We start from the raw sequence: 21914 nt of genomic DNA, 5'->3' as shown, positions 1-21914 counted from the left end.
AGGCCCCACCAACCGAAGTTGACAGAGCCTCATTTTGGGAAACATCCTGATTTCCGCCTACCAGTGAAGGTAGACGGGGACCTGTAGAGCTAGAGGCAAATCCTGCCCGTACCCCTACAGCGTACGGGTCTCAATCCGAATCTCCGAATAGTGGTCGCGGTTGGGGTCTCTAGGGCTTGCAGCGGTGGAAGGCAGGACTACGACCCGCTCTATTACCTTGCTCAGCGCTTCCCTGAATCGGGCTGTGGCTTCTTCACTCGGCTCTTCTTCAGGGTCTTCCGAGAAGCCCATAAGAAGCGCACCCTCCGATATCCGCTCATGCACATCCGATGCCGGTACAAACGTAGCTAGCGCGGCCTGTGCGCTCTCTACAGCTTCCTCAGCGTCCTTTACGGCATCTTCCCTTGCCTGAGCCTTGGCAGGATCAATGCTGAGCGTCTTCCGGTTCTCGAATGCCCATTCAATGAATTCATCCCGCTCTACCTTGGCCTCTTCCAAAGCAGCCTGAGCATCCGTCAGAGCCTTCTCAGCGGCCTTTTGCGCTTCCTCGTCAGTAGGGGAGATGGATGCCCATTCCTCAAGGTGTGAGCCAAGCCAGAGCCAGACCTTCATGGCTACTACTGACTGCTTCCGGAAGAGACCCTTACAGGCATCCTTGCCATGTGCGTTGTAGGTGCCGCACATCAGATGTCTCTTGCCCTTTGCATCGGAATGGCTGAGCATCTTCCCGCCACAAAGCCCACACTCCACCAGCCCTGAGAGCATCCACTTGGGATTCTTCGGCCTGAGGTTGGCCTTGCGGTCTTCGCGAGCTTTCCGGTATGCAGCCCATTCACCCGGAGACAGGATGGCCTCATGTGCGCCTTCCACTACTAGCGGCTCTTCGCCCTTCTTCGGACTCCAAGCAATCTTGCCTGCGTAGAAAACCTTGTCCAGAAGATCGAACATGCCTCCGGAGTACCAACCACGCGGGCCCGGAGCAGCAAGGCCACGAGCGGAGAAGTCAGTACAGATGCTCCGTACGCCTTCCCCTGCTGTGTAGCGGTCATAGGCTTCCTTCAGGATTGCAGCATCAGCGTTCTGCACGTAGGAGCCGTTGATCTTGTCATAGCCGAACTGCTGCTTGCCTGACGGCGGAAGACCCTTGGCTAGGCGGTGCATCAGCGCGTTCCTCCAGCGCTTGCCCATATCGCGTGAGTACTTGTGAGCAAGGAGCATATACAGCAGCGGCGGAAAGTCGTCCTCAGGATCAGGGACACCTTCAGAAGCAGTGGCAAGCTGCATGTTGCCGATGATGGAAGAGCCATCTGTCATGTCACGAGAGAACCGGCTGTAATCATCAGCTACGGCAACATCAAACTCTTTGGCTTTATAGGCCTCCACCAGCGCCAGCAGTCCCGGCCTGTTGTCCATCTTCCGGCCTGAGATATCTATGTCTGAGTAGACTTTCCCGGCAATCCAGCCTTGTGCCTTAATGAATCGTCGTACGTTCTTATCCTGTAGCTCCGGAGAGATAGTGTCATCGTGCGTCTGTGACTGCCGGATGTAGAGGGCTGCTGTCTTGGTCATTGCCCAATCATCACATAGAGAAGGGCCTGCCGGACGCTTCGCTGAACGAGGCCAAGGAACGGATCCGCTCGGCTGCCCAGAACTCCGGCATCCCACTGAGCCGCCGGAAAATCACGGCCAACCTCATCCCCGCATCGTTGCCCAAGCGGGGCTCCGGCTTCGACCTGGCCATCGCCATGGCGGCCCTGCTGGCCGCCAACGACGTCCGGACCACCGGCCGCACGGTGTTCATCGCGGAACTGGGACTGGACGGCAGGCTGCGGCCGGTCCGCGGGGTCCTTCCCGCCGTCATGGCCGCGGTGCGCGCTGGCTACACCGACGTAGTCGTGGCGCAGGCAAACGCCGCCGAGGCGGAACTCGTGCCGGGTGCCCGGGTGCAGGGCTACGCCACGCTGGCCCGCCTGGCCTTCGATTTCGGCGCCGATCCGCAGGAGCTCGCCCTCGGCTTTGAACCTGTGCCTGAGCCCGGCGAATCTGACGGCGGGGCTGACGCGTCTTCCTTCACGCCGCCGGATATGTGCGACGTCTCCGGGCAGGGTGACGCCCGGAGGGCTCTGGAAGTCGCCGCTGCCGGCGCCCACCATCTGCTGCTGACTGGTCCGCCGGGCGCGGGCAAAACGATGCTCGCTGAACGGCTTCCCGGGCTCCTGCCGGACCTCGGGGACGCCGAAGCCATGGCAGTGACCGCCATTCATTCACTCTGTGCACTGACCTCAGCCTCCCTTCAGCTCGTGCGGAGGCCGCCATACGAGAACCCCCACCACACCGCCACCTCGGCGGCAATCATCGGTGGCGGCTCCGGGCTGCCAAGACCCGGGGCCGCCTCCCGGGCCCACCGCGGCGTGCTGTTCCTCGACGAGGCCCCTGAATACGAACGCCGGGTGCTGGATGCCCTGCGGCAGCCGCTGGAAAGTGGCGAGCTCGTGCTTCACCGTTCGGCAGGAACAGCGGCTTACCCTGCCCGCTTCCAGCTGGTTCTTGCGGCCAACCCGTGCCCCTGTGGCAAGGCAACGGGCAAGGGCATCGACTGCATCTGCACCCCCACCATGCGCCGGCGGTACCTGGCCCGACTGTCCGGCCCGCTGCTGGACAGGGTCGACATCCAGCTGCAGCTGGAGCGGGTGTCTCTGGCCGACTTTGGCCAGCCGGGAGCCGAGGAGGACACGGCCACCATCGCCGCCCGTGTCCAGGTTGCGCGGGAGTGCCAGCTGGCGAGACTGCTGCCGTTCGGAATGGAGACCAACGCCCAGGTCCCGGGGCGCGTGCTCCGGGGTGCCTTACGCCTCGGCGCCCCCACCACGCGAATCCTGGACCATGCCATGGAACGCGGCGTGCTCACGGCCCGCGGCTACGACCGGGTGCTGCGTTTACGCTGTACACGTAATTAGCAGACGTGAGGATTTAGGGGGTAGGGCCGCGTGGACCTGCAGGAGCTCAAAGCGAAGTTCGCGGGCCGAACTGTGCAGTTCACTGGCATGTTCGGGAACGTCGACGGGCCGGTTGTAAAGGTCTGGCGCGTTACCCGGCATGGAATCTGGGTGACGATGCCGGACGGCTCACGGCAGGAATGGCATCCCGATAGCGTCACCGTAATCCGCTAATCTCATACCAACATCAACCAGGGGGATTTATCTCATGAGCACAACCACCATCGCCGCGCCGGCCGGCTTCAACTCACTCGCTACTACTGCAGGCGAGGTTGAGCTCAGCGGGGACCTGCACAAGGGCCCGGGCGCGGGCACCGTCGAGACGACGTGGAGCCCGGAGGAGGGCGTCCTGGTCTACGTGGGGGACTCCGAAGGCATGAGCGTTGACGCCGCGCGGGAACTGGCCTCTGACCTCCTCAGCGTGCTGGGAACACTCAGCGCTGCCTCATAGCCGCAAAGCAAAGAAACCCCGTCAGTCGCGTTGACTGGCGGGGTTCTCTGTGTCCGGAAGGGGCCTAGTGCGGTATCTGTTCGGGGTGGATGTGGGAGCCGACGCCATGGACGCGCCAGCCGGCGCCTTCACGGTTCACCAAGGTGAGGACGCCGGGGCCGCTCATGATCTGCAGGTCAGTGACCTGGTAGCTGGACGTCGTCCCCGAAAAGACCTTGAAGTAGGCCACGGCGTCGTCTCCCAGGGCGCGGTCAACGTTGCTGCCGTACCCTACATCGTCAATTCCGCGGAACCATTCAATGGCGCCGCTGAAGTCCCCCCATTGGGGCAGGGACTCCGGCGTGACCAGCTGGCTGAGCTCGAATGCCGTGACGTCCGGGTCTTTCAACAGGCTGCAGAACAGGACGCCGAGTTCGAAGGCCGGGTCTGTAAACGCTACGTGGACGGCTTGTTCTGTTTCGCCCTCGGAGACGTCTCGCCGCCACGTTGCCGGGGGCTGGTCGTCTGGGTGCAGGTTATCCATGGTCAAATCCTAGGCCACGCTCCGGAGTTGTCATGGCGGTCATCGTCGCATACCTCCGACCTGGCGGGAGACGCCGTTGAGTGCCCTGGTGGTGACGCCTTCCGAGACGTACTCGATCCGGGCGTCAATCTGTTCGTTGCCGATGTAGACCCGGACTTCCGGCGAGCCGCCGCCGCCGCCGAATCCGCCCATGGCTACCGGAGCAGCTGGTGGGGCCGCTGCGTAGGTGGGCCGCACACCGCCGTTGTGGAGTGCCCTGCGCATGGCATAGACGCCGGACTGGCCGCCGAGCGCGTCCACGTCGGAGGTGTCCAGCATGTGTTCGCCTTTGGCCGCGTAGATCAGCTGGGAATCCACGCCCTTGGGCCCCGGTGCGTCGTCAATGGCGCCGCCCTTCGCGTACGCTCTCGGCCCCTTGGACATCCCACCGGACCCGGCGCCCTTACCGTCCGTGCCGGCGCTGGGGTCGTAAAACCCGGACGCGTCGGTCTGGAAGAAAATCGTCTTGACCGAGGTGATGCCGTCGACGGCCTGCTTGATCGCGTGAGCCTTCGCCATGGTGTCGGCGTAGTTCTGGATCGCGGTTTCGATCTTGACGTCCTTGGGGATGCCAAGAGCCTTGCGTGCCATATTGTCGGCCTCTGTGGCGCCCGCCCCGAAGGCGAGTGCGTTGTCCCGCAGCTTGTAGTACTGGTCGGTCAGATTGACCTGCAGTTCCTCCGAGGACATGCCGTTCTTCGCGTTCGCCAGGGTGGCGTTGTTCGCGGCGCTGGCCTGCCCCAGCCAGGACTCCATGTTTTCTTTGCCGGCTTTGGTGTGGATGTCGAGGGTCTGGCCGTTCTTGAAGACCATCGCGTCGACTTCCTCGAGCGACTTCTGGTAGTTGATCGCTGCCTGATCCGCAGAGATGCTGATGAGCCCGGACGCCTGCATGGACTGCACAAGCTTGTCCAGGTGCAGGATCGCCCCGTCAGCTGCGATGCCGAGCTCGTCGAGGGCTTTCTGCTGCGCCTCGGTGGCCTTGGCCGCGACCTCCGCTGCTTTGGCTTGGCCCTCCGTGGAAGTCTGCGCGTCCTTCATTTTCTGCGGGACCTCACCAAGGGCCCAGTTCAGGAGTTCCTGGTCGTTCAGCGGGACCTTCAGGTCGTTCGAGAGCTTCCGCAGCGAATCCATGTACTGCGGGAAGGACTTGGCCGTCGTCTCCACAGCGATGCCCTGTTTCAGGCCCTCCTCCGTGATCTGCTTGAAGCCCTTCGCCGCCAGATCAAAGGACCCCGACGTCGACAGGGACTGCAGCGCGTCGTCCATTTTCCCGAGGGACGCGCGGGTCTCGTTGATCTGAGAGCTGACCGGCATGCCGAACGCCGAAGTGATCCCGAAGACCATGTCGTTCAGGTTGTCGCCGAGGTCCAGGTTGTTGACCTCCTTCAGCGCATCGCCCACGCCACGGATTTCACCCGAGAGTGCTGCACCGTTCGAGGACCCGAAGAAGTCCTTACCGAAGATATCTCCGGCGGACTTCCCTTCCTTGCCGAGCTTGACGAAAGACTGCACTGCCTCTTCAACGGACTTCGTCGCTGGCTTCATCGAGTCACCGATGCGGTCCATGATCAGGAGGGCCGTGAGCGCGGCAGCGGCCGGCAGCGCAGCCTTCCCCAGCGCCGTGATGGTAGCCGACGCGGCGGGCGACGCGGCACGGAGTGCCTGGATGGCCTTTGCCGTTTCGGCGATCTTCGGAATCGTGCTCAGAAGGATGCCGCCGAGCAGCAGGGTGGAACCGGCGAGCCCGGCCACCGTGAGGATCGTGGACTTTGTGCTGTCGTCGAGTCCGTTGAAAGCAGTGATCGCACCCGTCAGTGCCTGGACCACGGGGCGAAGGGCGCCATCCGCTGCGGCACCCATCTGGATAAGCCCGGTCTCAACGGACGCCTTCAGCTTTTTGAAGTCGCCGTTGAGTGAATCCATTTTCCCGGCGGCCTGCTGCGCGGCGAACCCCTGGTCATTGACGTCATCGATCCACTTCCGGATCCCGGCCGACCCCTCCTTCACCAGGACTGACGCGGACCGCATGGCGTCGGTCCCGAAGATCGTGGACAGGGCAGCGTTGCGCTGCGCATCCGACAGGCCGCCAAGCTTGTCCTTCAACTGCCCGGCGAGCGCCTCAACACCAATGAACGCGCCCTTGGAGTCGTACGCCGTGATGTTGTACTGATCCAGTGCGGCCTGCGCTGCCTTCGACGGGGACGCGAGGGCCAGGAACATGGTCTTCATGGAGGTGCCGGCGTCGGAGCCGAGCAGGCCCGCGTTGGCGAAGGCTGACAAGGTGCCAACGGTGTCGTCGATGCTGAGGCCGAACTGGGAAGCGATCAGGCCGCCCTGCTTCAGGCCCTCACCGAGTTCGGAGACGCCGCCCAGGGCTTTGTCGGCCCCGGCAGCGAGGAGGTCAGCGACGTGCGGGACGTCCTTGCCCTTGAGGTTGAACTGGGTCAGCGCGATCGTCGCGATTTCCGTGGCTTTGCCGACGTCGATCTGGCCGGCGGCGGCCAGCGCCAAAGCGCCAGGCAGTGCCCCGCCGATCATCTCCTTCACGGAGACGCCGGCCTTCACAAGCTCAATCTCCGCGTCGGCGACGTCATTCGCTGACAACCCGAACGCGGTGCCCATGGTGAGGGCCGAGTTGGTGAGGACGTCCATTTCGGCAGCCGTGGCGCCTGAGAGGGACTGCACCTGGGCCATGCGGCCGGAAAACTCAGAGTAGGCGTGGACGGCCACGGCAATGCCGGCGAGGATGGCGCCACCCATGATGGCAGAGTCCCGCCCGACGGTCTCCATGTGGCCGCGGTTCTTCTCCACAAAGCCCTGGGTCTGCTTCGTGGCCTTGTCAGCCTCGGACCCGTACTTCGAGAAACCCTCCTTCGCTTTGCCCAGGTCCCGCTCAGCGTCCGCGAGGCCCTTGGACAGCGCAGTGAAGTCCGCCCGGGCCTTGACATCAATCACATGGTCGTTCGACATCCCACTACCTCTTCCTCAAACGTGGAGACGGTGCACTGTGGGATGCCTGCCGCTCCAATAATTTTAGCTTCGACCCCGCCCGAATGGCGGCGTTTCGTGTTGTGTAGTCCTTGCGCTCGCAGCCATGATCTTCCAACCACGCCGCCAGCAAATCCGCGCCCCTGGGGACCTCATCCGCCGGCACCGGTTCCCCGCCGAGAGCTGTGAGCCGCCGTTCCCTGGCCGTGATCGGCAGGAGGTAGGCCGGGACCGCCAAGAGCCCGTTGTGCGTGGCCGCTGCCTGGTCCCGCCTACGCATGGCGGCCGACCTTCCGTTCCGCTTCCATCCGCCAGCGCTCCTGTGCGGCCTTCTGGGCACGCTTGGACGCCTCGGACTGTTCCGCCTCCGGTTCCGGGAACGCCAGCTGCTTCAGCAGCCGGCCCAAGACCACCTGCGCGCCGCGCATCTCAGCGAACGCGGGGTGAATGCGGCTCTGACCTTCCGAGCCCTTGACCATGGACCCGTCAACGCGGATGGCACGCCCCAAGGCGTCCAGGTTGTCCAGCGTCCGGCACGCCTCGCGCAGCAGCTCGAGTTCCTCCGGCTCCAGTTCATGCACTTCGACCGTGAGCCGCCAGAACTTCCGCCCACGCGGTGCCAGCTCACGAGGTGCGGCAGGCTTGTCAGCTGCCATGTGGTGCCTCCTCAGAAAGGGAAAACGGTTGTATTTTCGATGCCCGGCAGGACGATGCCCTCTCCGGCGCGTCTCTATCGGAGGGGGTGGAAGGGGGTGCCCCCCGCCCCGTCAGGGGGTCCGTTGCCCGCCTGCCCTGTGTGGGCAAGACAGGCGGGCAACGGGGCTCACTGTGCAGCAGCCGCGGCGTCGTGCTCGCTGCGCCTCTTGCAGGCTCTGGCGTGTGCGAGGGAGTTGGAGATGGTGAGGTTGACCATGATGTTCGTGGCCGTCCATCCACACTCACACTGTGCGAAGCCTTGGCCTCTGCCTTGGCCTGACTCCACTTCGCTCACGGTAACCTCGTGGCCTTGTGTGCCGCCGATGATTGCCATGACTGCCATCAGTCGGCGGGTTCTGTGCTGGCGGGGACGGGCGGCACGGCGGCGGGCGGTGTGGGCTCTACCTTCACCGGCCATCCGTTCGGGCCTGCGGTGTACTCTGCCGGCGCTACGGTGAGCACGCGCCCGTTGTGGTCCACGGCGGGGCGCTTGCCGCGTTCGCGGGTGATTTCGGCGAGGACTTCGCCGGGTGTCGATGCGATGCCGGCCATGGTTACTTGCCTACCTTGAGCGCGTTCACGACGCCGTCGAGGATCTCCCGAACGGGGACATTCTTGCGGCCGTCCATCATGCCTCGCTCGAGGGCAAGGACGTCGAGGACGGTGACGGCGGTGCGCGGGACGAAGGGTGCGCCGCTGATCATCCAGGCGTTGAGGACTTCACGGTCTGCGAAGGCGGCGAACGCCGCGTTGGCGGCGTCGAGGTGGCCCTTGGTTGCGGTGAGCATGGTCTGGTGTTCTTTGGCCGGGTCGTAGCCGGAGGCGATTGCGGCCTTTTCGGTGAGGGTGCGGAGGTTGTTCTCTGCGTCGGCGATGGCGGTGTCGAAGCCCTGCAGTTCGCGGTTGGATTCTTCCAGGGCCTTCAGTAGGGCGTTCTTCGCCTCGGGTGCCGGGATGGGTGCGTTGGCGGCGACGGCCGCGGCGACGGCGGCGTTGTCGGTCTTCTCCGCTTCGGCGGTGGCGGTGTCGCTGTTGAGTGCGGTGGCCCGGACGCGGGCTGCGAAGTGGCGGTTCAGCAGGTCGTCGTACGCTGCCAGGGCGGTGACGACGTTGGCGGGGAGGAGTTCCTTGGGCGGGCGCATGTTGGCTGCGAAGTTGTTGCCGCCGGAGAAATTGATGGGTGCTGTGCGGGTCATGATTCGGTTCCTTCGTTTGTGGCCGTGTGGCCGGTTGGGTGGTTGTGGGTCTGTGATTCCGCGGCGTCAACGAGTTGGTCCGCGAGGGTGATGGCCTGTTCGGGGGTGAGGAATTGGACGACCCTTGAGGTCGCGATGACCAGTGCGACGCCTGCTTCGTCGGGGGCGTCCGGTGCGTGCCAGGTCCAGGGCCGGCCTTTGATGACCATGCGGGGCTGGTCGGGCCGGGCCATGAGTTTCGGGGCTGTCATTTGCGGTGGCCGAAGAGGATGTAGCGGCTGCACAGCCCGCGGTCAACGAGTGATTCCGCGACGGCGTCGTAATTGGTGACGGACGGCTGCTTAAGCTTGTCCTTGCGGCTCTTTTTGACTCCCTGGTCGTGGGCTTGCTTCGCCATGTCAGTTGTCCTTCGTTTCGTTGGGGCGGGTGGTGTGGGTCATGGCCGGCCGTCCTTGGGGAGGACGATGAGCGGCAGCTGGCTGTAGGCGTTGGTGAGTGCGTTGCGCAGTTCGTCCTTGCCGTCGTTGGCGGTCCGGTAGCGCGTCTTGCCGGCGTCGTCGTAGGCTTCCGTGACCCAGCGGGGATTGGGTGTGTGGCGCATGATGACGAGGGCCCCGGTGGCGGTGTCGCGGCCGAGTACTTCCATGCCTTCGAAGCCTTGGCCGGTGCGGACCCGGCCCAACGGCTCAAACCGTGTGTGGTCGTGCATGGAGTGCAGCTGGTCGAGCTGCTTGGCGATGTCCTTGGTGATGGTTAGGCCGCCGATTTGCAGGGTGTTGAGTCCGTCGATTTGCAGGGCCTGGACGGTGCTGGGGTTTGCGCTCATCTGAAATTCCTTGATTTCTAGGGGTTTTTTGGGGGGAGTGGCGTAAGTGGCACAGCTTGAGGAACTTCTGTATACCCGCACGTATGGAAAGAAAAAGTTCTTATGCCACTTGCGCCACTATTGGTTGTTGGAGGCATTCGGAAAGCTGAAAACGTTGACGATTTTGAGTTGGATTCCGGCGCGGATGCGGACGCCGCCCGTTCCTTTCCTCGCCTGATAGCCGCGTTGCTCAAGCGCAGCGCCGAACGCCCGTTTACTCATGGGTGCCACGCCGTCCGCTGCGGCCCATTCGTTCCATGCCTGGTGCAGCGGTTCGGTAAGGGTGGAGTAGCCGGGCCCGGTGTCACATTCGTCGCTGATGAACCTGCCCAGGGCGTCGGCGTCGCGGTGGTAGTTGTCCGTCGCGGCGAGGACGGCGGCGGGGGCGGCGAGGCCTTGACGCTGGTAGGCCTGCCAGCCGGTCAATGCCCAGGCAAGGACGGCGTCCATCTCCAGCTGCAGTTTTTCGGGCAGGTGCGGGTCCTGTTCCTCTGCCGGGATCACGACGTCGAAAGGGATGACGCGGATTCGGGCCCAGATGGCGGCGTCGTCTCCGCTGACTTTCGGCAGGTGGTTGGTGACAAGCGCTGCCGTGTGCGACGGGGTGAACTCTGTGAAGTCCTGGTAGAGGCGTCTGGCGCGGATCATGTCGCCGCCGGTGAGCCTTTTCATGGTGGCCTCGGCCAGGCGCCGGTCCTTGTCGGATTCTGAGACGACTACCCAGCGCCGGCCGCGGAGGTCCATCTCCCCGGTGGGGTGTGCCCCTTCGCGGTGCATGAACAGGTCCGGTTCGGCGGCGGCGGCGTAGTTGCCCAGGGCGGCGCTGAATGCCCCGTACCAGACGCCTTTACCGTTGCGGCCGGGGCCGGTGAGGATGGCGAGGACGTGCTCAAGGACCTTGCCGGCGAGCGCGAGCCCGGCGTAGCGCTGCAGGAATCCGCGGGCGTCGGCGTCGGGCAACCAGCGGGTGAGGCAGGCCTCCCATGTGGGGCCGGCCGCTGCGGGGTTCCACGCGGCGTTGGTGCAGCGTGTCATGCGGTTGGCCGGGTCGTGGGGGTGGAGTTGCATGGTGTGCAGGTCCAGGGTTCCGTTGGCGACGTTGAGCAGGTAGGGGTCTGCGTCGAGCTGGTCGGCGGTGACGGCGAATTCCGGGAGCGCTGAGGCGATCTTGAGGACGCCCTCGATGCCGGCGGCCGTCTCGCATTTGCGGACGTCGATGCGCAGTTCCGGATCGTTGGCTGACCGTTTGTAGCAGTCGGCGAGGACGAAGAGGACGGCGCGTTTCGCGTGGCCGGTGCGGTCCTCCTGCCAGCAGCGTCCGTTCCAGTAGTGCCAGCCGAGTCCGTAGACGTGGAGCAGCTGGCCGTTGCCGGCGTCGGCGAGCATGTAGGCGATGCGGACTTGCCCGCGGTGGATCTGTGCGCCCTCCTGGACGAGCTTGGTTTCAGCCGGGGCGGGTGCCTGGGGGGCCGGTGCCTGGTCGCCGTGCTGGGTGACGCTGGCGGGGCCGTTGTGCTGCTTCAGGTCCGCGGACTGCAGCGGAATCAGCTGTGCTTGTTCCGAGTGATTGAGTCCGTCAGGGCTTAGAATTGGTGCGGAAGATGTTGGATTCTCCTTCAGGCCCCTGGTTTCGCCAGCCGGGGGCTTTTCCATGTCCGGGCTCACGCGGTTGCACCTGCTACAGGCCGGAAGAGCATGGCGATCCGGGTGCTTTGTTCGGGGCTTAGCGGTGGGGCTGCGGCGACGAGTTTGGCGATGTGCGCCTCGAGGGATTCATCAGGTGTCGTGATGGTGTCGAGGTCGGCGCGGCGGATGCGGATGGCCCGCTGGCTGAGCCTGCAGGCGGGGAGTGAGCCGGCGCGGACACGGCGGCGGACTGATTCAGGGGAGACGCGCAGAATGGTGGCTGCTTCACGGACGGTGAGCAGCTCATCTGTGGCGGGCGTTGGCAAGGGGAGCCTCCGGGGACAGTAAATTACTGCCCGCGGCTCCGTGGGAGTTGGTCGGGTCCGAGTACCCTGCCTACCTACGTGATGCGGATGGTGCCTTTACAAGCTGTGGTTTCTTGGCCTCCCGGTACGCGCTCGGACTCCGCTGCGGGGGTTGCTACTGGTTACACATTAACGCAATCTTTCAACCTCTAATGGAGATTTCGAGCGCGGCAGGGTTTGGGCGTGTCGCTATAGGTTCGATTTCCAGTCGATGCTCACCGTATCGGGGTTGAAGTTGCGCACGCCGCGCCCTGGGGGGTGCAGCGTCACGGTTGCCAGGGTGTCGATGACGGCGCGCTGTTGGCTGGTCAGCAGCCCGTCCCAGGCGGCGCGGACGTCGCTGGCATGGATTAGCGGTCCCAACAGGCTCACTCGGCCCGCGTCCGCCATGGAGGCCTCTGCTGCTGCCAGCTTCTCCTTGATGCGGGACGACGCGGCGCGCAACTGCTGGGCCGTCAGTTCCCCGTCGGCGAAGTCCGTGGCAAGGGAGTTGAGGCGCTGCCGGAGCGCGGTGGCGTCGGTGCGCAGCTGGGGGAGGTCCGCCTTAGTGGTGTCGGTCAGGAGGTGGCCGGCGTCGGGCATGGACAGGCGGGCCGTGATGACCTGGGCAACGTAGTCCTCTACCGGATCGGCCTTGCGGGCGAAGTGGCCAGTTGTCTCTGCGCAGCGGTAGCCGCGGACGCCGGCACGTGCTGTGGCCCCGGCGTGGATGTTGCCGCCGCACACACCGCAGCGGCCGATGCCGGAAAGCAGGTACTTGGCGGCGTTGGGCGTCTGCAGGCCTGCCCTGTGTGCAAGGATCGCCTGTGCGGCCTGCCACGTTGGTTCGGACACAAGGGCCGGCCATACTGCGTCGGCGACAATCTCGCCACGGTGGGCACGCTTGCCCATGTACCGGGGATTGCGCAGCACGTCGCGGACGCTTGAGCGCGTCCAGGGCGAGGGCTGGCCCAGGTTTGCCCCGCGGCGCTCCTGCCCGGTGAAGAATCCCTGATCGTTCCACGCGCGTGCTATCTCCGTGATGGGGACGCCAGCGAGGAAGGACTCGTAGCCGGCGACGACGGCGGCGGCCTCGCTGGGCCGGATCGTCATGCCGTCGGCGTCATAACCGAACGGGCGGCGGCCGCCGCTGCGCTTGCCGGCCGCTGCAGCCTGCTCAGCGGCGCGGCGCTGCCGGTCTGACTTCATCTCAACTTCCATGCGGGCAACGCTACCCAGGGCGTCGGCGACGAAGCGGCCGGCCGCCGTCGAGAAATCCAGATCGGTACCGTTCACGAGTGCCAGTTGCACGGCGTTGTCCCGGCAGGTCTCATAGAGGCGCACCTCGTCCCGGCGGTTGCGCTGCAGCCGGTCCAAGGACCAGGCAATCACTACCTGAGCGCGGCCGGTGCTCACAGCGGCGAGGACGGCCTCGAAGGCGGGGCGGCGCTTGCCGCTGTAGGCGCTGAGGTCGTTGTCCGTTTCCACGGCGACGACTTCCCAGCCCCGTTCGGCGGCTTTTCGGCGGCAGTCCTCCAGCTGGCGGGTGACGCCTAGCTGCTGGCCGGTGCGGTCCATGCTGATGCGGAGATAAATGATTGCTTTCACGTATGCAAATCTAGCATGCAGCTGTTGGCCTGGACGCTGGCGGACCTCGGCCTCCGTGCCGTCCCGGAGGCGGACGATATCGGGCTGGCTCTCAGTCTTCGGCAGGCCGCCGCCTAGCAGAGCTCCACCGGACGCATCGGCAAGAAATTCGGCCATCACCGCTATCCGCCAGCCAGTGAAAGGACAACACCATGACAGAGAGCGAACGGACCGCCCGGGCGGCGTTGTCCCGGCTCTTCGAGCCGCAGGACGCCGCAGGCCTCGCACTCGTGCACCTTGCCGGGGCGGAGGACGGGCTCAGGATCGCCACCGGTGAGCTGGCCGCCGGACCGGAGCTGGAGAGGGAGATGACCGGGCTGTTGGACGAGAACGGCCTGGGGAGTGGCTGGACGGGCCTCGCGATCGCCAAAAAACGCTGGGCGCCGCGGGTTCCGGACCTGGCTCCGGCACGGGACCTCGCAACGGTGCAGCGGCTCGGCGGGCGGGTGATCATGCCTTCGGACGAACTCTGGCCCCGGCAACTGGGCGACCTCGGACTGCAGGAGCCAATCTGTCTCTGGTGGCGCGGCGTCGAGCAGCCGCTGCCTCCGGCCAACAAATCAATTGCGCTGGTGGGTTCCAGGGACAGCACCTCCTACGGTTCCGCCGTGACGGGCGACCTCGCGTATTCGCTGGCGCAGCGGGGATTCACGATCATCTCCGGCGGCGCCTATGGGATCGACGCGCACGCCCATCGGTCAGCCCTTGCCGGTGGCTCCTCCGGCGGCATACCCACGATTGCGGTGATGGCAGGGGGAGTGGACCGTTTCTACCCGTCCGGCAACGAGGACCTGCTGCGGTCAGTTGCGAACCTCGGCGCCGTACTGGCCGAAGTCCCGCCGGGGTCCGCCCCGACGCGGTACAGATTTCTCCAGCGCAACAGGCTGATCGCCGCGCTGGCTTCCGTCACCGTCGTCGTGGAAGCCAGATGGCGGTCCGGGGCGCTCAACACGGCCCACCACGCGGAAACCCTGGGCAGAGCCGTCGGCGCGGTGCCCGGGTCAGTGCACAGCGCCAACTCAGCGGGTTGCCACCGGCTGCTCCGGGAAGGCGGGGCGGTCTGCGTCACCGATGCGGCAGAGATCGCGGAGCTTGCCGGGCCCAGCGGCGAATCGCTGCCCGAGATCAAGAGCGGCCGGGCGGCGGTGCAGGACGGGTTGACCCTGGAGGACCTCATTCTGCTGGATGCCCTGCCGTTGCGGACCACCACCTCTGTCGACAAGCTCACTGCCGTCGCGGGACTGAGCGCGGAATCGGTCCGGGCGGGCCTGGGCCGGCTGGGGCTGCTGGGCCTGGCCGAGTCGCACCGTGGGGGCTGGCGGCGGTCCGGCACAACAGCCTGAGGGGCCGGTTGTTTCCCGCGGAGTGTCGGCCGCGAGAGAGCAGAGACCGCGCGCACCAGCGGCTCGCCGTGGAGTTCCTTGACCGGCGGGCGAATCCTGCGACAGTAGGAGAGTGTCCACCCAACAGATCCCGGCCGCACTGGCCGCCGCAGCCCTGAGCTTCGGGCGATATCTGGAGGCGGAACGGGGCCGTTCCGTCCACACGGTCCGCGCCTACCTCTCCGACGTTCGCAGCCTCCTGGAGCATGCGGCCTCGGAAGGAGTCGAGGACCTCGCCGGGCTGGAGCTGGGCACCCTGCGGCGCTGGCTCGGATCGCAGAGCGAAGCGGGCATCTCCCGGGCCACCCTGGCCCGGCGCTCCGCCACGGCCAGGGCGTTCACCGCCTGGGCCGTCCGTGAGGAGCTGATCGAGGGGAACCCGGCCCTGCGGCTGAAGGCACCGAAACGGGAGAAGTCATTGCCCGGGGTGCTGCATCAGCAGCAGGTCCTGCGGCTCGTCGAAGGGGCGGAATCCGCTGCCGCCGAGGGCGGGGCCATGCCCCTGCGGAACCGGGCCATGGTTGAACTGCTCTACGCCACCGGCATCCGGGTCGGCGAACTGTCCGGCCTCGACGTGGACGATCTCGATCCCGACCGCAGGACCCTGCGGGTGCTTGGCAAAGGCAACAAGGAACGTACCGTGCCCTACGGACTGCCCGCGGCGCTCGCCGTCGACGACTGGCTGCGCCGCGGCCGCCCCGCCCTGGCCGCGGCCGCCTCCGGCCCGGCACTGTTCCTCGGCGCGCGGGGCAAACGGATCGACCAGCGGCAGGTCCGCACTGTCGTCCACGACTTGCTGGAGGCTCTGGGGGACACCTCGGCCACCGGGCCCCACGCCCTCCGCCACACCGCCGCCACGCACCTGCTCGACGGCGGGGCGGACCTCCGCGCGGTGCAGGAAATTCTGGGCCACAGCAGCCTGGCCACCACCCAGATCTACACCCATGTCTCGGTCGAGAGGCTGCGGCAGAGCTACCAGCAGGCCCATCCGAGGGCCTGACCCCGGAGTTCCAGGCCGAACCTGTCCCCGAAAGGGCCCCTACGTGACGCCGCGCGGCGCGCCGGGGAAGACGCGCCGAATTTCACTGGCGTAATTAGGAAGGGTACGGCAGAATGGGACTCACGCCCGGCAACTTTCAAGTGTCGCTTGAAGCTCTTGATCAAGCACCGCCGGAACCGGGCAGCAACTTAATAGTCTGGCTAGGACCACCGCTCACTACGGACCCGCGCAACAGACAGACATCCAGGCAGAGGTCGTTGGGGAAGACGTACCTACAGCTATGGAGGATGGAATGTCTGTTGCACTGACCCGCGGTGTGTTGTTCGTTCACTCGGCCCCAACTGCCCTGTGCCCCCACGTTGAGTGGGCCATAGGTTCTGTTGTGGACAAGCGGACAGATCTTGAGTGGACTGCTCAGCCAGCAGCGCCCGGAATGTTCCGGGCCGAGCTGTCGTGGACCGGAAAACCGGGCACGGGAGCGCAGTTGGCGTCGGCTCTCCGGGGCTGGGCGCACCTGCGCTATGAAGTCACCGAAGAGCCCAGCCAGGGTGTGGATGGCGGCCGCTGGTCGCACACGCCTGAGCTTGGCATCTTCCACGCTGTCACGGACGTGCACGGCAACATCATGGTCTCCGAGGACCGCATCCGCTATGCCTACGAATCCGGCGCCGGCGACCCTTCCGCGGTCTACCATGAGCTCTCCCTCGCCCTGGGCGAGGCCTGGGACGAAGAGCTTGAGCCCTTCCGGCACGCCGCCGAAGGCGCTCCGGTGCGCTGGCTCCACCAGGTCGGCTAGGACGCCGGAGCCAGAACACCGCAACACACACCCCATAGCAGCGTCAGATGACAGATGGCGGCAAGGTTCCGAAGAACCTTGCCGCCATCTTGTTGTGCTGCGGGGGAGACGGAGCTAGACGCTGCGCACCGCGATCACGGCGTTGTGGCCACCGAAGCCGAAGGAGTTGCTCAGCGCCGCGATGCTGCCGGAAGGCAGGTCGCGGGCCGAGGTGACGACGTCGAGCGGGATCTCCGGATCCTGGTGTTCCAGGTTGATGGTCACCGGCGCCTTGCGGTCGTAGATGGCCATGACGGTCAGGACGGCCTCGACCGCACCGGAAGCGCCCAGCAGGTGCCCCATCTGCGACTTCGTGGCGGAGACTGCGACGTTGTCCAACTGCTTGCCCAGGGCGGCCTTGAGGGCCGCGTACTCGGGCTTGTCGCCGACCGGGGTGGAGGTGGCGTGCGCGTTGACGTGCACCACATCTTCGGGCTGGATCCGGCCGTCGAACATGGCCGCCTTCAGCGCCCGGGTGGCGCCGAGGCCCTGGGGGTCCGGGGCGGTGATGTGGTAAGCGTCGGCGGTGACCGAGGTGCCGGCCAGTTCGGCGTAGATGCGGGCGCCGCGGGCCAGCGCGTGTTCCTCGGCTTCCAGCACCAGGGCGCCGGCGCCCTCGCCCATGACGAAACCGTCGCGGCCAAGGTCGTAGGGGCGTGAGGCGTGCTCGGGATCGTCGTTGCGGCGCGAGAGTGCCTGCATGGAGGCGAACGCTGCGATCGGCATCGGGTGGATCGCGGCTTCGGCGCCACCGCAGACGACGACGTCGGCCTTGCCGGAGCGGATCAGGTCCAGGCCCATGTGAACGGCTTCGGTGCCGGACGCGCAGGCGGACACGGGGGTGTGGGCGCCGGCGCGGGCACCCAGGTCAAGGCTTACGGCCGCTGCCGGGCCGTTGGGCATCAGCATCGGCACGGTCATGGGCAGGACACGGCGGGGGCCCTTTTCGCGCAGGGTGTCCCAGGCATCAAGGAGGGTCCAGACGCCGCCGATGCCGGTGGCGAAAGCCACGGCCAGGCGGTCGTGGTCGACTTCGGTGATGCCGGCGTCGGCCCATGCCTCGCGGGAGGCGACCACGGCGAACTGCGTGGACGGGTCCATGCGCTTGGCCTCGACGCGGCTCAGGACCTCGGTCGCGGGCGTGGTGGCGCGTGCGGCAAAGTGGACGGGCAGTTCGTATTTGGCCACCCAGTCATCTTCAAGCGTGTGCGCGCCGGAGACGCCCTTGAGCGCGTTCTTCCACATCGTGGGGACATCGCCGCCGATGGGTGTGGTGGCACCCAGACCGGTAATGACTACTTTGCGTGCCATGGGATCACTCTCTGTCGGTGCGCCAGCCGTATCCGGAACCTTGGGTGGTTGCGGGGCCCGCGTTTGAAAAATTCTGGGGTGTTGCACTGGAGGGTGCTGCAGGTGGCGCGGTCCGGGGGTGCAGTTGCGCCCCCCGGACCGGCCGGGGCCTTATTTAGGCCTGTGCGTTCGCGATGAAGCTGACGGCGTCGCCGACGGTCTTGAGGTTCTTGACCTCTTCGTCCGGGATGCGCACGCCGAACTTCTCTTCAGCGTTGACGACAATCGTCATCATCGAGATGGAGTCGATGTCCAGGTCCTCGGTGAAGGACTTGTCCATTTCGACAGCCTCGGTGGCCAGGCCGGTCTCTTCGTTGACGATTTCAGCCAGGCCGGCCAGGATCTCTTCGTTGCTCGCCATTGATGGCTCCTTTTCTTGTTGTTGCCCTGGGCTGCCGGTGTGCCGGCAGCTTCGGACGGAAATGATTCAAACCGAGGGTTCGGCTTGTGGTGGGATGTGAAGCTGGGGAAAGACGGGGAAAACAGGGACGCCTACGGAAGCACGATCACTTGGGCACCGAAGACCAGACCGGCACCGAAGCCGATCTGCAATGCCAGCCCGCCGCTGAGCTGCGGGTTTTCCTGCAGCAGGCGGTGGGTGGCCAGGGGGATGGAGGCTGCGGAGGTGTTGCCGGCATCGGCGATGTCCCGCGCGATGATGACGTGCTCCGGCAGCTTCAGTTTTTTGGCCATCTCGTCGATGATCCGCATGTTCGCCTGGTGCGGGATGAAGGCCGCGAGGTCATCGGCGCTGATGCCGGCAGCGTCCAGTGCCTGCTGGGCCACCTTGGCCATCTCCCAGACCGCCCAGCGGAACACCGTCTGGCCGTCCTGGCGGAGCGTCGGCCAGACGGCCGCGTCGGTGACGGCGGCTTCTTCGGCGCTCAGCGCACCGCCGTGTTTCCCGGCCGTGGCGAGCTCGCGGAGGTCCAGCATGGAGCCGGTCATGCCGATTGCGTCCCACTTGCTGCCGTCCGAGCCCCAGACCGACGGGCCGATGCCCGGAGTGTCGGAGGGGCCGATCACCACGGCGCCGGCGCCGTCGCCGAGCAGGAAGGAAATCGTGCGCTCGGTGTTGTCGATGACGTCAGAGAGCTTTTCAGCGCCGACCACCAGGACATAGTCGGCAGCGCCGGAGCGGACCAGCGCATCGGCCTGGGCGATGCCGTAGCAGTAGCCGGCGCACGCGGCGGAGATGTCAAAGGCCGGTGCCGGCGTCGCGCCGAGGCGGTCGGCGAGGCTCGCAGCGGCGGACGGGGTCGCATAGGGGTGGGTGACCGTGGAGACGATGACGGCGCCGAGCTGGGAGGCCTCGATGCCGGCCTTTTGCAGTGCCTCGCGGGCAGCGCCTTCGGCCATGTCGATGACGCTGATGTCGGCCGGGGCGCGGTGCCGCGTGATGATGCCGGTGCGCTGGCGGATCCACTCGTCGGAGGAGTCGATCCACTGGCAGACGTCATCGTTGGTGACGATCACGTCGGGCCGGTAGGCACCGACTCCCATGACGCGGGTGTTCTCGTGCAGGGGCGCCTGCTTCAAGGTGGGAACGCTCATGCCTGTCCTTCCAGTTCTGCGAATAGGGCCAGGGCGGCGGACAGGTCGTCCGGGGTCTTGACGGTTACGGTTTTCACGCCCGGCATGCCGCGCTTGGCCAGTCCGGCAAGCGTTCCGGCGGGGGCCAGTTCAATGACGCCGGTCACGCCGCGCTTCACGAGCGTTTCCATGCAGCGGTCCCAGCGCACCGGGCGGGACACTTGGGCAATCAGGCTCTCCACGGCGGCGTCACCATCGGTGACCGGCTGGCCGTCGAAGTTGGAGAGCAGGGGGACCTGCGGGTTCCGCGGGTGCAGCCTGGGCCGGAGGGCCTGCAGTGCTGCGACGGCGGGGGACATGTGCGAGGTGTGGAACGCCCCGGCGACCTTCAGCGGGATGACCCGGGCCTTGGCCGGCGGGTTTTCCGCAAGGGCCTTGAGCTGGTCGAGGGTGCCGGCCGCGACGGTCTGGCCGGTGCCGTTGACGTTGGCCGCCGTTGCACCGCAGGCCTCGATCGCGGCCAGAACCTCGGCCGGGTCGCCGCCCACAACGGCGCTCATGCCGGTAGGGGTGGCCGCCGCGGCGGCTGCCATGCTGTTGGCTCGTTCGCGGACGAAGGTCATGGCTTCGGTTTCAGTCAGTACGCCGGCCAGGGCGGAAGCGGTGATTTCGCCGACGGAGTGGCCGGCCAGGATGACCGGCAGGGTGGAAAGTTCGACGTCGAACAGGGACTTAGCGGCCACCAGCCCGGCGGCAACGATCAGGGGCTGCGCAACAGCGGTGTCCTTGATGGTCTCTTCATCCGAGGTGGTGCCGTGGGCGGTGAGGTCGATGCCTGCGATTTCGCTGAGGGCGGCCAGATGGCCTGCGACGGGGGGCAGTTCCAGCCAAGGGGCGAGAAAGCCGGGGGTCTGGGAGCCCTGTCCAGGGCAAACGATTGCAAGCACGTATCCAGCTTTCCAAATTGCGGCGTGATTATCGGTGCATTCATGCACCAAGCTCACCGGGTCACTTTGTAGGAAGTCTACAACTGCTCAGAGGTTGTTACGTGACGGCTGTCGTTCGGTGGCGGGTTTGAGCGGGGCGGCAAGCCGGCCCACGACAAGGGCCGTCTGGAGTACAAAGGCCTCCCGCGGCAACAGCGGATCCCAGCCGGTGACGTCACAAACGCGCTTGAGCCGGTAGCGCACGGTGTTGGCATGGACGAAGAGTTGCCGGGCTGTGGCTTCGAGCGAATGACCGAGTTCGAGGTAGGCGCCGAGGGTCTCCACCAGCCCGTTGGAGGCCGCGAGCAGGGGCCGGTAGATGTTTTTGACGAGGGACCGCCTGGCGGCGTCGTCCCCGGAGATGACGCGCTCGGGCAGGAGGTCGTCGGCTGCCACCGGGCGCGGCGCGGCGGGCCAGGCGCGGGCAGCAGTCAGCCCCGCGAAGGCGGACTGGGCCGAGCCGCTGGCGTCCAGCAGGGAATCCGCCTCGGCGCCGTAGACAACCGGCCCAGGGGCGAAGAGTTCGGCAAGCTTCAGGTAGGCCGTTTCGCGGTCGTGGAGCCCGCCGAGGATGAGGATGAGCCGGTCGCCCTGGATCCCGACGAGGGCGTCTTCGGCGAAGCGCCCGGCCGTGCGGCGCAGTTCGCTGACGTAGCTGGCGTTCGGTTCGGACGGGGAATTGCCCACCATAACGGTGAATCGCTCCTGGGCCTTCCAGCCCAGGGCGGCAATGCGGGACCGCAGGGCATCGGTGTTTTCGCCGCGCAGGATGGCGTCCACAATGAGTGCTTCGAGCCGGGTGTCCCAGGATCCGCGGGTCTCGGCAGCGCGGGCATAGACATCGGCGGCGGCGAAGGCCACCTCGCGGGAGTACCGCAGCACCGCCTCCCGCAGCGCGCCCTGGTCCGCCTCCGGGGCGATCACCGGTACCTGGTCCTCGACCACTTCAACGACGATCCGGATCAGCTGGAGGGCCTTTTGCAGGCTGATGGAGCGGGTCAGCTCGGTGGGTGCGGTGCCGAAGACGTCGGAAAGGATCCATGACGGCGAGCTCGGGCGCTCATACCAGGTGACGAAGGCGGCGATCCCGTTCTGCGCCACCATGCCCAGGGCCGAGCGTTCGTCGGAATTCAACCGGCTGTACCACGGCAGGGACTTCTCCAACTGGCGCAGCGTCGTTGTGGAGAGCTGCCCCACGCTGGCCCGAAGCTTCTTGAGCGTCTCGACCTTCTCCGGAGGCACCGCCCTCGAGGCGGGCTTACGTTTTGCGGGAGTGGTGATCGGCTCGGCCATGCATCGAGCATACGGTGCGGCCCGCCCAAGCTCCATTTGTGCAAAGGCTACAACGCGCTTTGTGCTGGATCACAGCGCCGCAGCCTAGCCGGGACGGCGTCGCGCCCCGGCCCGTGAACGCAGATTAGGCGCAGATTAACTGCCGACGGCGGCCCCCGCCT

At 66.1% G+C, this 21914-nt stretch carries 22 protein-coding genes; 5 read left to right on the top strand and 17 right to left on the bottom strand.

The window, feature by feature from the left end; genetic code table 11:
* Positions 1-114: 114 nt before the first annotated feature.
* Positions 115-1569, bottom strand: coding sequence for a recombinase family protein (locus tag ASPU41_RS22790; RefSeq protein ID WP_157357047.1), 1455 nt, complete (start codon positions 1567-1569; stop codon positions 115-117).
* Here ASPU41_RS22790 and ASPU41_RS18125 point away from each other — a divergent pair.
* Positions 1569-2957, top strand: coding sequence for a YifB family Mg chelatase-like AAA ATPase (locus ASPU41_RS18125; RefSeq protein WP_231941111.1), 1389 nt, complete (start codon positions 1569-1571; stop codon positions 2955-2957). The genes ASPU41_RS22790 and ASPU41_RS18125 overlap by 1 nt on opposite strands.
* A gap of 247 nt (positions 2958-3204) precedes the next feature.
* Positions 3205-3447 (top strand): hypothetical protein, encoded by a 243-nt coding sequence (locus tag ASPU41_RS18115; protein ID WP_069952090.1) that lies wholly within the window; start codon positions 3205-3207, stop codon positions 3445-3447.
* A 64-nt stretch (positions 3448-3511) separates the two neighbouring features.
* Here ASPU41_RS18115 and ASPU41_RS18110 read toward each other — a convergent pair whose 3' ends face one another.
* From ASPU41_RS18110 to ASPU41_RS18055, 11 genes are all read right to left on the bottom strand, one after another.
* Complete coding sequence (locus tag ASPU41_RS18110; RefSeq protein WP_069952089.1) at positions 3512-3970, bottom strand: hypothetical protein; 459 nt, start codon at positions 3968-3970, stop codon at positions 3512-3514.
* Between the two features lie 39 nt (positions 3971-4009).
* Entirely contained in the window at positions 4010-6982 is a 2973-nt protein-coding gene (locus tag ASPU41_RS18105; protein ID WP_069952088.1) for a phage tail tape measure protein, read from the bottom strand.
* A gap of 290 nt (positions 6983-7272) precedes the next feature.
* Positions 7273-7656: a hypothetical protein gene (locus tag ASPU41_RS18095; protein ID WP_069952086.1), complete on the bottom strand. Its 384-nt coding sequence runs from the start codon at positions 7654-7656 to the stop codon at positions 7273-7275.
* A 382-nt stretch (positions 7657-8038) separates the two neighbouring features.
* A complete protein-coding gene (locus tag ASPU41_RS18085) occupies positions 8039-8248 on the bottom strand; it encodes a hypothetical protein (protein ID WP_069952084.1) in 210 nt (69 codons plus the stop codon).
* A 2-nt stretch (positions 8249-8250) separates the two neighbouring features.
* The gene (locus ASPU41_RS23785; protein ID WP_069952083.1) at positions 8251-8892 is read right to left on the bottom strand and encodes a hypothetical protein; all 642 of its coding nucleotides are present in this window, start codon (positions 8890-8892) and stop codon (positions 8251-8253) included.
* Positions 8889-9143 (bottom strand): hypothetical protein, encoded by a 255-nt coding sequence (locus ASPU41_RS18075; protein WP_157357046.1) that lies wholly within the window; start codon positions 9141-9143, stop codon positions 8889-8891. The genes ASPU41_RS23785 and ASPU41_RS18075 overlap by 4 nt, the downstream gene beginning before the upstream one ends.
* Entirely contained in the window at positions 9140-9289 is a 150-nt protein-coding gene (locus ASPU41_RS22785) for a hypothetical protein (protein WP_157357045.1), read from the bottom strand. Before ASPU41_RS22785 ends, ASPU41_RS18075 begins: the two co-directional genes overlap by 4 nt.
* Before the next feature lie 39 nt (positions 9290-9328).
* The gene (locus tag ASPU41_RS18070; protein ID WP_069952081.1) at positions 9329-9718 is read right to left on the bottom strand and encodes a hypothetical protein; all 390 of its coding nucleotides are present in this window, start codon (positions 9716-9718) and stop codon (positions 9329-9331) included.
* A gap of 117 nt (positions 9719-9835) precedes the next feature.
* On the bottom strand, positions 9836-11422 hold the full coding sequence (locus tag ASPU41_RS18065) for a DNA primase family protein (protein WP_197515706.1): 1587 nt from the start codon (positions 11420-11422) through the stop codon (positions 9836-9838).
* Positions 11419-11709, bottom strand: a complete 291-nt coding sequence (locus tag ASPU41_RS18060) for a helix-turn-helix domain-containing protein (protein ID WP_069952080.1) — start codon at positions 11707-11709, stop codon at positions 11419-11421. The genes ASPU41_RS18065 and ASPU41_RS18060 overlap by 4 nt, the downstream gene beginning before the upstream one ends.
* Before the next feature lie 228 nt (positions 11710-11937).
* A complete protein-coding gene (locus tag ASPU41_RS18055; RefSeq protein WP_197515705.1) occupies positions 11938-13335 on the bottom strand; it encodes a recombinase family protein in 1398 nt (465 codons plus the stop codon).
* A 191-nt stretch (positions 13336-13526) separates the two neighbouring features.
* Here ASPU41_RS18055 and dprA point away from each other — a divergent pair, with 191 nt between their 5' ends.
* From dprA to ASPU41_RS18040, 3 genes are all read left to right on the top strand, one after another.
* Positions 13527-14717: a DNA-processing protein DprA gene (gene dprA / locus ASPU41_RS18050; RefSeq protein ID WP_069952078.1), complete on the top strand. Its 1191-nt coding sequence runs from the start codon at positions 13527-13529 to the stop codon at positions 14715-14717.
* 112 nt (positions 14718-14829) lie between these two features.
* Entirely contained in the window at positions 14830-15756 is a 927-nt protein-coding gene (locus tag ASPU41_RS18045) for a tyrosine recombinase XerC (RefSeq protein ID WP_069952077.1), read from the top strand.
* A gap of 292 nt (positions 15757-16048) precedes the next feature.
* Positions 16049-16552, top strand: a complete 504-nt coding sequence (locus ASPU41_RS18040) for a DUF3145 domain-containing protein (RefSeq protein WP_069952076.1) — start codon at positions 16049-16051, stop codon at positions 16550-16552.
* Positions 16553-16666: 114 nt separating this feature from the next.
* Here the strand turns inward: ASPU41_RS18040 and fabF are convergent, their stop codons facing one another.
* The 5 genes from fabF to ASPU41_RS18015 form a co-directional block, all read right to left on the bottom strand.
* Positions 16667-17902: a beta-ketoacyl-ACP synthase II gene (fabF, locus tag ASPU41_RS18035; protein WP_069952075.1), complete on the bottom strand. Its 1236-nt coding sequence runs from the start codon at positions 17900-17902 to the stop codon at positions 16667-16669.
* Positions 17903-18056: 154 nt separating this feature from the next.
* Positions 18057-18302, bottom strand: coding sequence for an acyl carrier protein (locus tag ASPU41_RS18030; protein ID WP_018773434.1), 246 nt, complete (start codon positions 18300-18302; stop codon positions 18057-18059).
* A gap of 131 nt (positions 18303-18433) precedes the next feature.
* Complete coding sequence (locus ASPU41_RS18025; RefSeq protein WP_069952074.1) at positions 18434-19495, bottom strand: beta-ketoacyl-ACP synthase III; 1062 nt, start codon at positions 19493-19495, stop codon at positions 18434-18436.
* Positions 19492-20421, bottom strand: a complete 930-nt coding sequence (locus ASPU41_RS18020) for an ACP S-malonyltransferase (protein WP_069952073.1) — start codon at positions 20419-20421, stop codon at positions 19492-19494. Before ASPU41_RS18020 ends, ASPU41_RS18025 begins: the two co-directional genes overlap by 4 nt.
* A gap of 87 nt (positions 20422-20508) precedes the next feature.
* On the bottom strand, positions 20509-21753 hold the full coding sequence (locus ASPU41_RS18015) for a PucR family transcriptional regulator (RefSeq protein ID WP_069952072.1): 1245 nt from the start codon (positions 21751-21753) through the stop codon (positions 20509-20511).
* Positions 21754-21914: the final 161 nt, after the last annotated feature.

This window comes from Arthrobacter sp. U41, from assembly GCF_001750145.1.
In the GTDB taxonomy this organism is placed as follows: Bacteria; Actinomycetota; Actinomycetes; order Actinomycetales; family Micrococcaceae; genus Arthrobacter.
The sequence above is the reverse complement of the archived record's forward strand: the minus strand, read 5'-3'. Positions and strand labels throughout refer to the sequence as shown.

Excerpts from the sequence above, each read along its gene's own strand:
- ASPU41_RS22790 (WP_157357047.1), bottom strand. The coding sequence starts at position 1,569 with ATGACCAAGACAGCAGCCCTCTACATCCGGCAGTCACAGACGCACGAT.
- ASPU41_RS18115 (WP_069952090.1), top strand. The coding sequence starts at position 3,205 with ATGAGCACAACCACCATCGCCGCGCCGGCCGGCTTCAACTCACTCGCT.
- ASPU41_RS18110 (WP_069952089.1), bottom strand. The coding sequence starts at position 3,970 with ATGGATAACCTGCACCCAGACGACCAGCCCCCGGCAACGTGGCGGCGA.
- ASPU41_RS18105 (WP_069952088.1), bottom strand. The coding sequence starts at position 6,982 with ATGTCGAACGACCATGTGATTGATGTCAAGGCCCGGGCGGACTTCACT.
- ASPU41_RS18095 (WP_069952086.1), bottom strand. The coding sequence starts at position 7,656 with ATGGCAGCTGACAAGCCTGCCGCACCTCGTGAGCTGGCACCGCGTGGG.
- ASPU41_RS18085 (WP_069952084.1), bottom strand. The coding sequence starts at position 8,248 with ATGGCCGGCATCGCATCGACACCCGGCGAAGTCCTCGCCGAAATCACC.
- ASPU41_RS23785 (WP_069952083.1), bottom strand. The coding sequence starts at position 8,892 with ATGACCCGCACAGCACCCATCAATTTCTCCGGCGGCAACAACTTCGCA.
- ASPU41_RS18075 (WP_157357046.1), bottom strand. The coding sequence starts at position 9,143 with ATGACAGCCCCGAAACTCATGGCCCGGCCCGACCAGCCCCGCATGGTC.
- ASPU41_RS22785 (WP_157357045.1), bottom strand. The coding sequence starts at position 9,289 with ATGGCGAAGCAAGCCCACGACCAGGGAGTCAAAAAGAGCCGCAAGGAC.
- ASPU41_RS18070 (WP_069952081.1), bottom strand. The coding sequence starts at position 9,718 with ATGAGCGCAAACCCCAGCACCGTCCAGGCCCTGCAAATCGACGGACTC.
- dprA (WP_069952078.1), top strand. The coding sequence starts at position 13,527 with ATGACAGAGAGCGAACGGACCGCCCGGGCGGCGTTGTCCCGGCTCTTC.
- ASPU41_RS18040 (WP_069952076.1), top strand. The coding sequence starts at position 16,049 with ATGTCTGTTGCACTGACCCGCGGTGTGTTGTTCGTTCACTCGGCCCCA.
- fabF (WP_069952075.1), bottom strand. The coding sequence starts at position 17,902 with ATGGCACGCAAAGTAGTCATTACCGGTCTGGGTGCCACCACACCCATC.
- ASPU41_RS18030 (WP_018773434.1), bottom strand. The coding sequence starts at position 18,302 with ATGGCGAGCAACGAAGAGATCCTGGCCGGCCTGGCTGAAATCGTCAAC.
- ASPU41_RS18025 (WP_069952074.1), bottom strand. The coding sequence starts at position 19,495 with ATGAGCGTTCCCACCTTGAAGCAGGCGCCCCTGCACGAGAACACCCGC.
- ASPU41_RS18015 (WP_069952072.1), bottom strand. The coding sequence starts at position 21,753 with ATGGCCGAGCCGATCACCACTCCCGCAAAACGTAAGCCCGCCTCGAGG.